The organism is Alkalihalobacillus phoenicis, from assembly GCF_047302405.1.
In the GTDB taxonomy this organism is placed as follows: domain Bacteria; phylum Bacillota; class Bacilli; order Bacillales; family Bacillaceae_D; genus Alkalihalobacillus.
The window spans coordinates 2,804,455-2,819,408 of sequence record NZ_CP154853.1; the positions used below are offsets into that span (position 1 = coordinate 2,804,455).

19 protein-coding genes are annotated in these 14,954 nt (G+C 37.2%); 10 read left to right on the top strand and 9 right to left on the bottom strand.

Annotated elements, in window-relative coordinates:
* Positions 1–36: 36 nt before the first annotated feature.
* Positions 37–189, top strand: coding sequence for a small, acid-soluble spore protein K (gene sspK, locus AA0017_RS13405; protein WP_003322934.1), 153 nt, complete (start codon positions 37–39; stop codon positions 187–189).
* Between the two features lie 22 nt (positions 190–211).
* Positions 212–361, top strand: a complete 150-nt coding sequence (locus tag AA0017_RS13410; protein ID WP_003322935.1) for a YpzG family protein — start codon at positions 212–214, stop codon at positions 359–361.
* 68 nt (positions 362–429) lie between these two features.
* On the opposite strand, the gene AA0017_RS13415 is transcribed toward AA0017_RS13410, so the two are convergent.
* Together AA0017_RS13415 and recX are read right to left on the bottom strand one after the other, a co-directional pair.
* A complete protein-coding gene (locus AA0017_RS13415; RefSeq protein WP_413375103.1) occupies positions 430–747 on the bottom strand; it encodes a YfhH family protein in 318 nt (105 codons plus the stop codon).
* A gap of 14 nt (positions 748–761) precedes the next feature.
* Positions 762–1,595: a recombination regulator RecX gene (gene recX, locus AA0017_RS13420; protein WP_413375105.1), complete on the bottom strand. Its 834-nt coding sequence runs from the start codon at positions 1,593–1,595 to the stop codon at positions 762–764.
* A 160-nt stretch (positions 1,596–1,755) separates the two neighbouring features.
* Between recX and AA0017_RS13425 the strand changes: the two genes are divergently transcribed.
* From AA0017_RS13425 to AA0017_RS13455, 7 genes are all read left to right on the top strand, one after another.
* Positions 1,756–2,664, top strand: coding sequence for a TIGR01777 family oxidoreductase (locus tag AA0017_RS13425; RefSeq protein ID WP_413375107.1), 909 nt, complete (start codon positions 1,756–1,758; stop codon positions 2,662–2,664).
* Between the two features lie 328 nt (positions 2,665–2,992).
* A complete protein-coding gene (locus AA0017_RS13430) occupies positions 2,993–3,556 on the top strand; it encodes a GNAT family N-acetyltransferase (RefSeq protein ID WP_413375109.1) in 564 nt (187 codons plus the stop codon).
* A gap of 273 nt (positions 3,557–3,829) precedes the next feature.
* Positions 3,830–3,952 carry a hypothetical protein gene (locus AA0017_RS13435; protein ID WP_413375111.1) on the top strand — a complete coding sequence of 41 codons (123 nt, stop codon included), beginning with the start codon at positions 3,830–3,832 and terminating at the stop codon, positions 3,950–3,952.
* A gap of 56 nt (positions 3,953–4,008) precedes the next feature.
* Positions 4,009–4,140: a hypothetical protein gene (locus AA0017_RS13440; protein ID WP_413375113.1), complete on the top strand. Its 132-nt coding sequence runs from the start codon at positions 4,009–4,011 to the stop codon at positions 4,138–4,140.
* Between the two features lie 882 nt (positions 4,141–5,022).
* Positions 5,023–5,550, top strand: coding sequence for a diaminobutyrate acetyltransferase (gene ectA / locus AA0017_RS13445; protein WP_413375115.1), 528 nt, complete (start codon positions 5,023–5,025; stop codon positions 5,548–5,550).
* 83 nt (positions 5,551–5,633) lie between these two features.
* On the top strand, positions 5,634–6,917 hold the full coding sequence (gene ectB, locus AA0017_RS13450; protein ID WP_413375117.1) for a diaminobutyrate--2-oxoglutarate transaminase: 1,284 nt from the start codon (positions 5,634–5,636) through the stop codon (positions 6,915–6,917).
* 71 nt (positions 6,918–6,988) lie between these two features.
* Positions 6,989–7,387: an ectoine synthase gene (locus AA0017_RS13455; protein ID WP_413375119.1), complete on the top strand. Its 399-nt coding sequence runs from the start codon at positions 6,989–6,991 to the stop codon at positions 7,385–7,387.
* Positions 7,388–7,518: 131 nt separating this feature from the next.
* On the opposite strand, the gene AA0017_RS13460 is transcribed toward AA0017_RS13455, so the two are convergent.
* Complete coding sequence (locus tag AA0017_RS13460; protein WP_413375120.1) at positions 7,519–8,565, bottom strand: LLM class flavin-dependent oxidoreductase; 1,047 nt, start codon at positions 8,563–8,565, stop codon at positions 7,519–7,521.
* Positions 8,566–8,690: 125 nt separating this feature from the next.
* On the bottom strand, positions 8,691–8,987 hold the full coding sequence (locus AA0017_RS13465; RefSeq protein ID WP_413375122.1) for a hypothetical protein: 297 nt from the start codon (positions 8,985–8,987) through the stop codon (positions 8,691–8,693).
* Positions 8,988–9,213: 226 nt separating this feature from the next.
* Here AA0017_RS13465 and AA0017_RS13470 point away from each other — a divergent pair, with 226 nt between their 5' ends.
* Positions 9,214–9,969, top strand: a complete 756-nt coding sequence (locus AA0017_RS13470; protein WP_413375124.1) for a (S)-benzoin forming benzil reductase — start codon at positions 9,214–9,216, stop codon at positions 9,967–9,969.
* 86 nt (positions 9,970–10,055) lie between these two features.
* Here the strand turns inward: AA0017_RS13470 and AA0017_RS13475 are convergent, their stop codons facing one another.
* The 5 genes from AA0017_RS13475 to adhP form a co-directional block, all read right to left on the bottom strand.
* The gene (locus AA0017_RS13475; protein WP_413375126.1) at positions 10,056–10,994 is read right to left on the bottom strand and encodes an alpha/beta hydrolase; all 939 of its coding nucleotides are present in this window, start codon (positions 10,992–10,994) and stop codon (positions 10,056–10,058) included.
* A 421-nt stretch (positions 10,995–11,415) separates the two neighbouring features.
* Positions 11,416–11,772, bottom strand: coding sequence for a DUF779 domain-containing protein (locus AA0017_RS13480; protein WP_413375128.1), 357 nt, complete (start codon positions 11,770–11,772; stop codon positions 11,416–11,418).
* Between the two features lie 13 nt (positions 11,773–11,785).
* Complete coding sequence (adh, locus tag AA0017_RS13485) at positions 11,786–13,303, bottom strand: aldehyde dehydrogenase (protein ID WP_413375130.1); 1,518 nt, start codon at positions 13,301–13,303, stop codon at positions 11,786–11,788.
* 310 nt (positions 13,304–13,613) lie between these two features.
* Positions 13,614–13,799 carry a sporulation histidine kinase inhibitor Sda gene (gene sda / locus AA0017_RS13490; protein WP_413375132.1) on the bottom strand — a complete coding sequence of 62 codons (186 nt, stop codon included), beginning with the start codon at positions 13,797–13,799 and terminating at the stop codon, positions 13,614–13,616.
* 19 nt (positions 13,800–13,818) lie between these two features.
* Positions 13,819–14,832 carry an alcohol dehydrogenase AdhP gene (adhP, locus tag AA0017_RS13495; protein WP_413382589.1) on the bottom strand — a complete coding sequence of 338 codons (1,014 nt, stop codon included), beginning with the start codon at positions 14,830–14,832 and terminating at the stop codon, positions 13,819–13,821.
* Positions 14,833–14,954 lie beyond the last annotated feature (122 nt).

Genomic DNA, 14,954 nt, shown 5'->3' on the forward strand with positions numbered 1-14,954 from the left:
TACTAAGATTGAGCTAGTTGAAAGGGGGCTCATCCAATGCGTAATAAAGCAAAAGACTTTCCTAATCACATTAAGTTTTCAGGAGCATCTTTGGAAGACGAAAAGCACGCTTCTAAACGTGCAAACGGGACAATCAAGGACCGTCCACAAGAAAGAATGCTATCGGCAAACGAAGCTGACGACAGTTAACTTAATAAGGAGGGCTTTTACTATGGGTAAGGAGAAAAAGAGATATAACTATCAAGATCCATTTCAATCACCTAGAGCAAACCCTAAACGTGCATTCCACCAAGTCAATGGTGAGACCCAACAAAGTTACCATAATATTGTTCTAGCCGTGCAGACACGGAAACGTGCTTAAGACAAAAATTATGGACTAGCTCAACCATTTAATAAACTTTCCCCTAAGAACTTTCTTAGGGGAAGTTTTTATTTAATTTCTACTTTTAACAAAGAAATCGGTACGGCATCAAGATTGGCTTCATTATTACGATAGCCCCAAGCGAAATGACCATTCATGTAAGAAATTTGGAAAGTTGACTCCTCATCAAACATTTGATACGTTTTGCCTGGCTTAAATTGTTTTGGATCAAGCAAATAGGCTTTAGCCATCCAAACCTTTCGTTCATAAACCGCATACTCATTCATCATCCCAAGTTGCTCAGCCTTTTTTGCCTTTTCATTAAATTGACGTATTACGGTATGAAGCTCGTACTCACTCATGTCACTAAATCGTTTCTCATCCATTCTTATACTTCCCCCTAAAATGTCTCACTCTCTTTGTCTTTTTCAATAAAACGGGTAATTTCATCAATTGGAAAGCCTTTTTGATATAACCCTTGTTTTAATTTCTGCTCATATTCATAAGTATTATACTTCGTTTTATACTTTCTTTTCAGCTTTTCCGCTTGAAAACATAAAGCTTTCCACTGGACATCTTGATCAGAATCATGCTCTAAGTCTGCCTCCACCTCATCATACGCTACCTGAATGACTGCATGACTAAAGCCTTTCCCTTGCAATCTGTTCTGTTGCTTTTGCTTTAAAGCATGAGCCGATTCCCTCATCGATGGTTTTTGTTTCGTTAACCATTTTGTCAGTTTTTCAACTTGTTCTGCAAACGAAAACTCTCTTAAAGCTACATCAATAATCGATTCAGAGATACCTTTTTGTTTTAATTCCTGCCTTAATTTGAGCGGTCCTTTTAACTGCGTATTCTTTTTTGTCCGAACAAAACTTTTCGCAAACTCTTCATCGTTTAATAACTTTTGTTCAAGTAATAATTGCACCGTATATTCAATATGTTCTTTTTTTCGTTCTTTTCCTTGTAAGTATTCAACTAACTCAAAAACCGACCGCATTCTATATGATAAGTAATGAATGCTAAGATGATAAGTTTTCTTTTTTTCATCCTCATCCACAATTTGCTCTAGTTCCTCTTGATCAATTTCAAGGCCTTTTTTAATCCCTCGCTTAATTAAAATATCTTCATCAATACTAAACCCATACTCTTCTCCATTCCCTTTATTAAAAAAGAGATGATACCTTTGTTTAAAACGCTTATGGGCCGTAATCTTCGTAATCGTTACTTTCATTAATGTCACCTCTTTTTGGACAAAAGTACTTCATTTCGTAAACTAGTCTTTCTTATAAAGTATTTCATTTTAAGAAGGGAATCGTCAACTTAAAAAGAATGTTTAAGCAAAGAGTAACAACGGTAAAAGAAAATGTATACTCAACGAAAAGAGGGGTCATATGAACATTGCCATTACAGGAGGAACCGGATTTATTGGTTCCAGACTTGTTGATTATTTATTAAAAGAAGGTCATCAAATCAAAATATTAACACGAAGTTTAAAAAATAAAGAAGCGAAAGAAGGGGTTACTTATATTAAGTGGCTTAGTGAAGATTCAACCCCCGCCGTAGAACTTGAAGGTATTGAAGCCATTTATCATCTTGCAGGTGAATCGATCGGGGCAAAAAGGTGGTCCACTGAGCAAAAGCAAAAGATCTTGAATAGTCGAATTGATTCAACCAATGAATTGTTATCCATCATCTCTAAAATGGAACAAAAACCAAAGACACTCATTAGTGCCTCTGCCATAGGTTATTATGGAAACTCTGAATCCGAAACTTTTACAGAAAAATCAAAATCTGTTGATAATAAATTTTTAACTTCCGTCGTTCAACAGTGGGAGGAGCAGGTCGCAGGTGCTCGTGAGTTCGGGATCAGAACCGTTTTTTGTCGTTTAGGAATTGTTCTTCACGCCAATGAAGGGGCCTTAAATCAAATGCTGCTTCCTTATCGGTTATTTATTGGTGGTCCACTCGGCACAGGGAATCAATGGTTTTCCTGGATTCATATTGATGATGTCATCGATTTGTTTGCGTTTGTTCTTTTGCATGAGGAATTAACTGGCCCTATAAATCTCACCTCCCCTCACCCTAAACAAATGAAAGAATTCGGGAAAATCCTTGGTTCTGTTTTGAACCGTCCTCACTGGATTCCAGTCCCTGGTTTTGCCTTAAAAATTTTACTTGGGGATATGAGTACACTCGTATTAGACGGGCAAAAAGTTTTACCTGAACAAGCTTTAAAACACGGTTATTCCTTCAAATTTCCTAACCTTAACGAAGCCTTAACACATTTGTTACAAAAATAAGACTTATGGCAAATTTTTTCACATTATTTTTGAAAAAAAATGTATCTTTTTTTCAAAAAAAACATTAATATATAGAAGGAATCAAGAGTATATTGACGAAATAACAATATATAAAGGTACTTAACCTATGCTAATCATACTTAACCATTGATTATGACGCTATATACCGATAAATCCAATTATATAGACATTGGGAAGGCAATTGGTGCGCCACCAGTTTTACTGGTCCTAGTGGGTTCGATTCCCACCCCGAATTTGATAATGTACGACTATTAAATTCGAGGGTGGATCATCGTTATTTGCCCTCGTCTTACAAGGAGGGCTTTTTATGATCTTAAAAAAACGTGACGTTGCTGATTGCCATGTATTGTACGACTATTTAATTGATCCTGCTGTATTTCCTTATGTTCGCCAGAAGGCAAATTCTTATGATGAGTTTGTGTTTTTAACGAAACAAACGGTTGAGGCAGAAGAACGCGGTGAGTTAATTTCCAGGACGGTTACAGATGAATGGGGTGCACCGATTGGCACCATTAATTTATTCGATATCTCAGACAATGCTGGATTTCTCGGAACATGGGTCGGAAAGCCCTTCTTTGGCAAAGGTTATAATAAACTTGCAAAAGATGCTTTTTTTGATGAGCTCTTTTACAGCTGTGACATTCAAACCGTCTTTATGAGAATTCGGAAAGAAAATATCCGTTCTTTTCAAGCTGCCAAAAAGTTACCGTACTGCACACTTGCAAATGAAATTCGTCCAGATATTTATGCCCAACTTAACGAAGAAGGTGAATTTTACGACCTCTTCCAAATCGAAAAAGACCAATACCACTTCCATATGATCCGTACTCATCAAGTCGACATAGAAAACCAAGAAGCAATGGAAGCTTAAAATTTGATAAAATGAATAACAGCCATCTATTAAGGTACGATCATGTGCCCTAATTGATGGCTTCTTTTTGTTTCTAAACTGTTTAGCGTTTAGCATAAATTCAAGATTTCAGAATTCAATCAAACTAGCAACTTAAAATTTATTCTTCAATAGCCTCTTCTTTGACTCGTTTTTTTTAGATGATTCTGAAAATAAATACTTCCCATCCATATGGAATATTTTACTTTTTACTGTACAAACTAAAAGTATCTTGATGGAAGGGGGCAGCAAATTATGACTAAAAAGAAAGCACAACAAGATGGACGTAATCCATTTCGAAAAGCATTAGAAGTTCAATACGGTGCAGAGTTCCGAGCTGCTGACCGTGCAGCACGCTCTCAACCTAAAAATATGTAAACTAAAGTTTTTTATTTAGGTTGCAAGACTAAATAAAAAGAACGGAGGTGTTTTCTTTGGGTAAGAAAAAGAAACAGCATCAAAATCAAGTAAACGAAACAGTAGAAACTGAATTTGCCGAAGAATTTGCAGAGCCAGTTGAAACTGAATCAACAAATAAAAAGAAAAAAAGAAAAAAGAACAAATAAAAGAATTTCAAAATAGAAGAGAAGAGTAGTATTCTTTTCTTCTATTTTTTGAGCTGAGACTCTTGTTGCATTATTCGCACCGTAATTTTTGTAAACCTCAAATTTCATTACTTATTCTGCTTTATTCACACCCTAATTCGCAGATTTCACAAGTTATGATTCCCTTTGTGGTTTTTTTTGATGGCTTTGGGATTCATTGCGGCTCTTTGATTCCCTTTGCGGCTTTTTTTCGGTGGCTTTCGGACTCATTGCGGCTCTTTGATTCCCTTTACGGCTTTTTTCCGGTGGCTTTGGGATTCATTGCGGCTCTTTGATTTCCTTTGCGGTTTTTATTTGCTGGCTTTCGGATTCATTGATCCCCTTTGATTCCCTTTGCCGCTCTTATTCACTCGCTTACCGACTCATTGACCCTCTTTCACTACCTATCCCTTATTATTTCTCCAATCTCAAAGTTTCATCACCTCCCCCAATAGTCACCGACCTTTTTTGTGAAGAATGGTGACTAAAGAAGGCTTTTATTGTCTAATGCCGCTTTTATCGCTGTTTTTCTAGAACACTCCATATAATAATGGTAATAAATTTCCACATTATAGGTATTTCTCACTTGTTTATATAGGTCTTTTTTTAATATTGTGAGAATTGCTTACGATCTGGGAGGATATAAGATAATGTTCCTCCTAAGATACTTTGAACGTTGCTAAGGCTGTTATTAGCAAGATAATACCGATTTAACTCATTTGCACCTTTTAAACGATACAATTAAGATTAATGATGTAGTTTAAAAAAATAATAAAAAGCCGTTTAAATGCAATGAGAAGTGGGAATGAAAATTACGAAACGTCTGTTATTGTTTTTATGATTCATTTTAAAGTAAAGGAGGAAATGAACATTATTAATCAAACAGTCATTGCACCTGAAAAGAAAACAGAAATTATCGAATTTTTACATCCATCAAAACAAGATGGTTCTGCGATGTGGGAGATTGTGAATGAAACGTCTCTTGATCAAAACTCAGCCTATAAGTACATTATGATGGCGGATTTTTTCGCTGAAACTTGTGTCATTGCTAAACGTGAGGATGAATTGGTAGGTTTTGTTACAGCTTTTAGACCTCCGAATCGCCAAGATACATTATTTATTTGGCAAATCGGCGTCAAACCATCAGCTCATGGTATGGGAATTGCTTCGGGTTTATTAAACTACTTAATTAAAAGTAACGTCTCACCGAAAATCAAGTTTGTTGAAGCTACGGTTACCCCGTCTAATGATGCCTCTCAAGCTCTATTTAAGAAACTGGCTAGAGTTTACAAGACAAACTGCGAGATTCAACCTTATTTTAAGGAAGAATTATTCCCTGGTGATAATCACGAAGAAGAGCTTATGTTTAAAGTAGGACCAATTCTATTATAAAGAACGTATCTCTTTAACTAAGTCTAACTACAAAAATACCTATACACTGTATATGTATATTTTATTAGGAGGAGACAAAAAGAATGACACAAACGGATATGAAGCTATTTGAAGAATTAGAATCAGAGGTACGTAGTTATTGCAGAAGTTTTCCCACCGTCTTTACAAAAGCGATTGGATCAAAAATGTGGGATGAAGAAGAAAAAGAATATATCGATTTCTTCTCAGGTGCAGGAGCTTTAAATTATGGTCATAATGATCCGAAAATGAAGTCAAAATTAGTGGATTATATTTTAGCAGATGGAATTACCCATTCATTAGATAAAGCGACTACAGCTAAGGGTAAATTTTTAACGGCCTTTAATGACACCATTTTAAAACCTCGTAACTTAAATTATAAAGTGATGTTTCCTGGTCCAACGGGAACAAATACGGTTGAGAGTGCCCTTAAATTAGCACGTAAAGCAACTGGTCGTACTGATATTATTAGTTTTACAAATGGCTTCCATGGAATGACGATTGGTTCATTATCTGTCACAGGTAACTCATTTAAACGTAAAGGTGCAGGAATTCCTTTACACAATGTGGTGACGATGCCTTATGACAGCTTTGTCAGTGATAAGCTCGACACTCTGGAGTATCTCGAACGTTTCCTAGAAGATCGTGGAAGTGGAGTTGCGATTCCAGCTGCCATGATTCTCGAGACAGTCCAAGGTGAAGGTGGTATTAATGCCGCAAGCTACGAGTGGCTACAAAGAATAGAGAAGATTTGTAAACGTTGGGGAATTCTTTTAATTGTTGATGATGTTCAAGCTGGTATTGGCCGAACTGGAACTTTCTTTAGTTTTGAAAAGGCTGGAATTACGCCAGATATTGTCTGCCTTTCCAAATCAATTGGTGGCATGGGTCTACCTTTAGCCTTAACACTCATTCGCCCAGACATTGATATTTGGGCACCTGGTGAGCATAACGGAACTTTCCGTGGTAATAACCATGCCTTTATTACAGCAACTGCCGCTCTTTCTTATTGGGAAGATCCGAAGTTTGAACAAAGCATTGCGGAAAAATCTGAGAAGACAAAAGCTTATTTAGAAAAAATCGTTCTAGATTACCCTGAAATAAAAGGACACTTCCGTGGACGTGGATTAATGGTCGGTATCTGCTCAGAAGTTGATGGGTTAGCGCCAAAAGTAGCGGCAGAAGCTTTTAAACGTGGTTTAATTATGGAAACATCAGGACCAGAAGATGAAGTTTTTAAATTATTTCCTGCCTTAACCATTGATAATGAAACACTTGAAAAAGGATTTAAAATACTTGAAGAAAGTGTTAGAGCTGCAATCGGAAAAAAAGAGCTTGTTACTCCGTAATAAGTAATTAATCCAATACTTTTGTAGCAATTAATAGACTATTTTATCAACAATCTTTGGAGGTTTTAATCATGAAAGTAGTTAAATTAGCAGATGTAATCGGAACAGAACATGACGTCAAAAATGAAGATAAAACGTGGAATAGCCGCCGCCTTGTCATGAAAAAAGATGGCATGGGTTATTCCGTTAATGACACGATTATTTATGCTGGTACAGAAACTCATATTTGGTACCAAAACCACCTCGAATCCGTATATTGCATCGAGGGTGAAGGTGAAGTCGAAACGATTGCAGACGGTAAGGTGTGGCCAATCAAAAAAGACGAAATTTATGTTTTAGATAAACATGATGAACATCTTCTTCGGGCAAAAACAGATATGCGCATGGTCTGTGTGTTCAATCCACCGCTGACAGGGAATGAAGTGCATGATGAAAATGGGGTTTATCCAGTAGATGATTCAGATGAGTGATTGACTTAATAAAAACATTCGAAGCACAACATTAACCATCCAACTCCCCCAAAATCTAAATTAAAGCTAAACATAAAAAGCAACCGCAACAAGTTCGTAAAAACTTGTTGCGGTTGCTTCTTTTAAAAGAGTTAATTTTCTTCCCACTTCGCAACCTCCGCTCGAACTTTTGGTGCGACTTCTTTTCCATACAATTCAATCGCTTTTAAGACATCCTCATGTGGCATCGAACCTACTGGTACATGCAACATAAACCGCGTGATCCCCACATTTTTTCTTAAATTAATGATTTTCTGAGCAACAGTATCTGAATCGCCTACATATAAAGCCCCTTCCACACTTCTTGCAGCGTCAAATGTATCGCGAGTATACGGAGGCCAGCCTCTTTCCTTTCCTAGCTTTGTCATCGCTTGGGCGGTCGAAGGGTAAAATTTCTCCACTGCTCGCTCTGTTGTTTCAGCAACAAATCCGTGTGAATGAGAGGCAACAGCTAATTTTGAAAAGTCATGTCCTGCATGAGCAACCGCTTTTTTATATAAATCAACTAACGGTTTAAAGTTTGCTGGACTCCCACCAATAATAGCCAAAACGAGTGGCAACCCTAATAAACCAGCTCGAACAACAGATTCAGAGTTACCGCCACTTCCAATCCAAACGGGAAGTTTTTCTTGGTGGGGGCGAGGATAAATCCCTAAGTTATTAATTGAAGCCCGATGGTTACCTGACCAACTTACCTTTTCTGAATCACGAATCTTCAATAATAAATCTAACTTCTCTTCGAATAATTCATCATAATCGTTTAAGTCATATCCAAACAAAGGAAATGATTCAATAAAGGAGCCTCGACCAGCCATAATTTCTGCTCGTCCATTCGAAACCGCATCAACCGTTGCAAAGTCTTGAAAAACCCTGACTGGGTCAGCTGATGACAAGACTGTCACAGCACTTGTTAAGCGTATTCGTTCTGTTCGAGTCGCGGCGGCTGCAAGAATAGGGGCTGGTGAGGACGCAGCATAATCCTCGCGGTGATGCTCACCAACCCCGAAAACATCTAGTCCCACTTGATCAGCTAACACTATTTCTTCCACAACCTCACGTATTCTTTCGGCATGACTTGTGACTGTCTGTGTCCCTACATGCGGTGTTGTCTCGACAAATGTACTGATTCCTAATTCCATATGAACCCCTCCATCTCTTATCTGTATTATCATGTGTTAATTAAATAACGAATAAGCACTAAAGTACAATTTTTTGCCTATAATAAAGCCCGCCATTTCATATAAACGAAAGGGCGGACTTCTTTTTAATGTAAAACCATCTGTTTAAATTCTACATCCGTTTTTTTGAAACCTACTTTTGTAAGAAATTCATAGACTTGTTCAAATGTATCAACAGGATACTGCGTTTCACAAAGACTGTTTATTTTTTCTAAGTTATGCAAAAATACATGATCTTTCCAAAGATCTTCTCTAATATTTTTTAAAATATTGATCACTTCTTCGTCTTTTGCAAAAGTTACAAAACCGTCTCTTTTGTTAAAATAAATGATTAGCGGGACGTCCGTTTGTGGATGAACGACATGAGCTTTAAATAGATTCAATTGTAACAGCTCCCCTATAATTAGGTTATATACTTTATGATACTTGGTTTTTCCGAAGAATCAAGAATAAACCTCGTTTTAAAAAAGATTTGCAAGGAGCTATTTTGAGAGATATGATAAACTTATTGAAATTTAGCTAACCTGTTAGAAGCTCGAGAAACGGACTTCGCTTTTTATCAATCCAGCTACGTCTGTTTGCTTTATATTAAAGGAGTGAATATTAGAGATGAACTATGCAATCATTACTGGAGGTTCTAAAGGCCTAGGAGCTGCAATTGTGAAACAATTACTCCAAGAACCGATTCATATTTTTTCAGTAGCAAGAACAAATAACCCTGAAATGAAATTATTTTCTGAATCAACAGAGGCTATTTTTGAAGATGTTCCTTTCGATTTAAGTGAAACGGAGAAAATCCCTGAGGTTATTAAAAGTATTTTCAAAAAAGTAAATTTAGAGAGAGCAGAGCGCATTTTCTTAATTAATAATGCAGGCGTTATCACACCTATTAAGCCGATACAAAATGCTGATCCACTCGAAATATCGAGGAATATCTCGATCAATCTAACAGCCCCATTGATTTTTAGCTCTTGTTTTATTAAACAAACGGAAAAATATAAACTCGATAAAAGAATTATTAATATTAGTTCTGGAGCTTCTCGTTCTCCAATTTATGGTTGGAGTAGCTATGGAAGTTCAAAAGCAGGTGTTAATTTATTTAGCCAAACGGTGGCAATTGAGCAAAAGCAACAACCATTTCCTGTACAAGTCTGTGCCTTTGCCCCTGGGATTATTGACACTGGCATGCAAGAAGAAATTCGGTCAACCGATAAAACTGATTTTACTGAATTAGCTAGATTCCAAGCTTATAAAGCTGAAGGTCATCTAATGGCAGCAAATAGAGTGGCTAAAGTCATTAGCGACTTACTTTACACCAATGACTTCCCAAATGGTGAGGTTGTAAGCATTCAACAATATACTTAAAATCTATTCGTGACTGTCTCAAAAGGGAATTTAACTTTGGAGACAGTTTTTTGTTTATTGCTGTGCCACATTGCTAGAAAACCTTTTTATTTTTCAGATGAGAAAAACCGCTCGATTTGATTAAAAATCTTTTCTTGTAAGAGCTGGACCTCATTTAAAAGATGATGTCCTCCACCCTCTACAACATGAATCTCATTGTTTGGCACACTTTTTTCTAAGTAAGATAAATTGTATTTCCAATCAACCGTTTTATCCTGATCACCTTGTAAAATCAGGACATCACATTCACATGCCTGCCCTCCTTTAATCGTATTAAACCACTTTAATTTGGCACCAATCCAATTCATTGAAAGTTTTTTTGCCTGTAATGGATCTTTTTTTATAAATTCGAGAAACGCTTGCTCATTTGAGTTTGCCCAGAAAACTCTTGGAAATTGTTTAATAAAGGGTTTAGCTAAAACAAACATAATTTGTGAAATTCTAAATGACGCAGCCCGAATTAGTGGAGCAATCATCACGACACGTTCAAAACAATGATGTTGTTTCACCAAATATGAAAAACTAATCGCCGCTCCGGTACTATGTGCAACTAAATATAAAGGCGTATAGACATCGTTCATGACAAGATTTATTACATTATCTAAGACTGCCACATATTCTTGAAAATCATCAATAGACGCCTTTTCTCCAGTAGATAGTCCATGACCTGGTAAATCAAAACCGATGACTTGATAACCTTGTCCAGTCAAGTACGTAATAAAATGACTTAAACACCCTAAATGATCTAAATACCCATGCATTAAAAAGACTGTCCCGCGTGGGTTATTAGGGGAAAAAGACTGCAAATATATTTCTTTATTGCCTGAATGAACATATCCATATTGATAATCAACTCCTTCAGCCGGCAGTTGATAGTAATTGATATACGTGCTAACAGCATCTGATCGTTTCTCATTTTGCTCGAATGAAAATGATTTTTTTTCATTTTGAATATGTTCAAGGGCTTCCAATATTCTTCCTTGCATGCAAGACCACCTCTATAACTTAACGACTTTTGGATTTAAGATTATATTCCCACATCCCTTTTAATTTAAAAGCTTTATAAAATAATTACATAATTCAATACAAAAAAAGACTCCTGCTGAAAAAGGAGACTACTGATAACGGTCTACTTGTTAAAATAGGGCTATTAGTTGGTCTACTCCGCGCTCTAGAGGCCCTACGCGTTCCGCTGGTGAGACTTTTTCGCTGTCCTCAAAAGGGAAGAGTACTTGTGTCTTGCAACTTTGCACGGATTATATTTTCAGTAGAAAGTAATTTGCTATTATTTTTAATTTAAGATCAGAAAAAAGGGATTGCGTGAAGTCATTTTAAAGACTTCATGCAATCCCTTACTTATGATGGGGCTAGAAGCGTCTTGCTAAAAGCCATCTTGCTCTTTTATATTTAATTATTCAACTCGATTAACTCTGCCTTCGTAAATACTCTAGAGCGAGTTAAAAAGCGTTTTCCTTCTGGTCCCTCAAGTGAGAACATCCCCCCACGTCCTGGAACAACATCAATGATGATTTGTGTATGCTTCCAATACTCATATTGTGCTTTGCTCATATAAAAGGGAGTTTCCGCAATTTCACCGAGTAAAACATCACTGTCTCCAACAAGAAATTCACCATGGGCATAACACATCGGTGAACTGCCATCGCAGCAACCACCTGACTGGTGAAACATCAATGGGCCATGTTTTTCTTTTAACTTCTCAATAAAATCAATCGCCTCATTTGTCGCTGTTACACGTTTAACCATTTGTCTCTCCGCTTTAAAATAACCCGAGTGGGTCTGTTCCATAGCTTACGAGAAGATTCTTTGTTTGCTGATAATGCTCAAGCATCATCTTATGATTTTCACGCCCAATTCCGGAGTTTTTGTATCCACCGAAGGCCGCATGTGCTGGATAAGCATGGTAGCAGTTTGTCCAGACACGTCCAGCTTCAATATTCCGTCCGAAACGATAAGCTTGATTAATATTACGGGTCCATACCCCTGCCCCAAGACCATACAATGTATCATTAGCCATTGCGAGAGCTTCTTCTTCATCTTTATACGTTGTGACCGAGACAACTGGACCAAATATCTCCTCTTGGAAGATTCTCATTTTATTATTCCCTTTAAAGACCGTTGGCTTAACATAGTAGCCATTTTCTAACCCTTCGATCTTATTTCGGCCACCACCTGTTAGCATTTCTGCCCCTTCTTGTTGACCAATATCAATATAAGAGAGGATTTTTTCCATTTGCTCTGTTGAAGCTTGTGCCCCCATCATGACCGACGTGTCTAATGGATTTCCTACTTTAATTTCATTGACACGTTTTAAAGCTCTATCCATAAATTGATCATAAATCGATTCATGAATTAAGGCTCTTGACGGGCACGTACAAACTTCCCCTTGGTTAAGAGCAAATAGGACAAAACCTTCAATCGCTTTATCTAAAAAGGCATCATCCTCATCCATAACATCCTTAAAAAAGATGTTTGGTGATTTCCCACCAAGCTCAAGTGTAACGGGAATGATATTTTGTGAAGCATATTGCATAATTAAACGTCCTGTTGTTGTTTCTCCTGTGAACGCAATTTTAGCGATTCTAGAATTAGAAGCGAGTGGTTTCCCAGCTTCTACACCAAAACCATTTACAACATTAATAACCCCATTCGGCAAAAGATCACCAATCAATTCCATTAAAACCATAATTGATGCTGGCGTTTGCTCAGCTGGTTTTAACACAACGCAGTTTCCAGCAGCTAATGCCGGCGCAAGCTTCCAAGTAGCCATTAATAATGGAAAGTTCCAAGGAATAATTTGACCAACGACACCAAGCGGCTCATGGAAATGATAAGCGACTGTATCATCATCAATTTGGCTTAATGAACCTTCTTGAGCCCGAATCGTGCCAGCAAAATAACGGAAATGATCGACCATTAACGGCACATCAGCTGCAAGTGTCTCCCTCACCGCTTTTCCATTATCCCAAGTCTCAGCAACAGCTAACATTTCTTTATTTTCTTCTATTCGATCAGCAATTTTATTAAGGATGTTCGCTCTTTCAGTTGGAGAGGTTTTGCCCCATGCGACTTTTGCTCCATGAGCCGCATCTAAAGCAAGTTCAATATCCTCCGCCGTTGAGCGTGCAACCTCACAAAAAGCTGCTCCAGTAACCGGTGACACGTTTTCAAAATATCGTCCGTTAACAGGTGCCACCCATTCTCCATTAATAAAATTGTCATACTTTTCCTTAAATGAAACCTTCGAACCGTCTTGATTTGGATTTGCATAAATCATTACTCATTCCTCCAATTCAAATTTAGGATTACTACTTGTGCCTCATTTGCTTTAAGCTAACTCTTTCGCTGAACATTTTTGCAACTACTATTTAGAGCTCAAACTTAAAGAAAAAAAACGACATAAATTAGTAATCTATAAAACCCTGTAAAGAAAGCGTTTTCATAGATTGCACTCCTTGAGTGTATAATCATTTTTTTTAATAGTCAATTAATTTGCTTTGAAATAGATATAGATTCGAAATAAGAACTGGTTACATCCTTAGATGGATGACAACCAGCTAGCTTATTTCCTTCATTTTTATAAACTACTATTTATTATAAAGATATCGAGATTCAATTTCTTCTTTAATCATATTGATAAAAATCGGATCAAGCTTATGCTGAACGGCCTTTACATGTACTTCTAAAAGCATTTGATCATTCAATATTTGAATAACGGTTCCACTGTTATCTCGATTTCCACTACTACCTACACCACCATTACTATTAATCATGTTTTCCATTTGCCTAAATTTATGACATTGTTAAGACAACTCGTCCATTAATTTTTCCGTTCTCCATTCTCTCAAGCACTTCATTAATACTATCAAGTGGCTGTAATTCAATATTTGTTCTTACTTTACCTTGTGCAGCAAATTCAATTGATTCCTGTAAGTCCTTTCTTGTCCCTACAATAGACCCTTTAACCGTTACTCCATTTAATACGGTATCAAAAATAGGAATTGGAAGCTCGTCATTAGGTAAACCAACAACAACAAGAGTGCCCCCTCGTTTAACAGAACCATACGCTTGTTCGAACGCTTTTTTCGTTACGGCAACACTAATCGCTGCTTCAACGCCTCCTACTTTATTTTTTATTTCTTCTACTGGATCAACCTTTAAACCATTGACTGTTAGATCAGCACCTAGACTTGTTGCTAATTCTAACTTTTCATCAGATATATCAACGGCTATAACGTTTAACCCCATTGCTTTTGCATACTGTAGGGCAACATGTCCTAACCCTCCAATTCCATAAATCGCAACCCATTGACCTGGTTTTGCCTCGGAAACTTTTAACGCTTTATAAGTCGTAACTCCCGCACAAAAAATAGGGGAAATTTCAGCAAAATCAAGATTTCCAGGTATTTTGACCACATAATTTGCGGGTGCTTTACAATACTCCGCATATCCACCATCTACAGAATAGCCAGCATTTAATTGATCAGGGCATAAAGTTTCGCGACCGGTTAAGCAATATTCACACTCACCGCATGCTGAATATAACCATGGGATTCCTACACGATCGCCGACTTTAATCGAAGTAACTCCTTCGCCAACTTCCTCAACAACTCCTACTCCTTCGTGCCCAGGAATAAGCGGAAGCTTCGGCTTTACTGGCCAATCACCATGAGCAGCATGTAAATCAGTATGACATACTCCACACGCTTTTATTTTGACTAAAATCTCGCCATGCTCTAGTTCTGGAACTGGAACACTTTGAATCTCCAACTTCTGATTGAACTCATTAACGACAGCTGCTTTCATCATTCTTTTTTGACTACACATACAATAACCTCTCCCCTCAAAATTTGATTCACTTAAATAATTGCAAAAAGCGCGCCAATTTTTAAAGCGTTTACAATAGAGGCTTTTTGAATGTCTTGCCA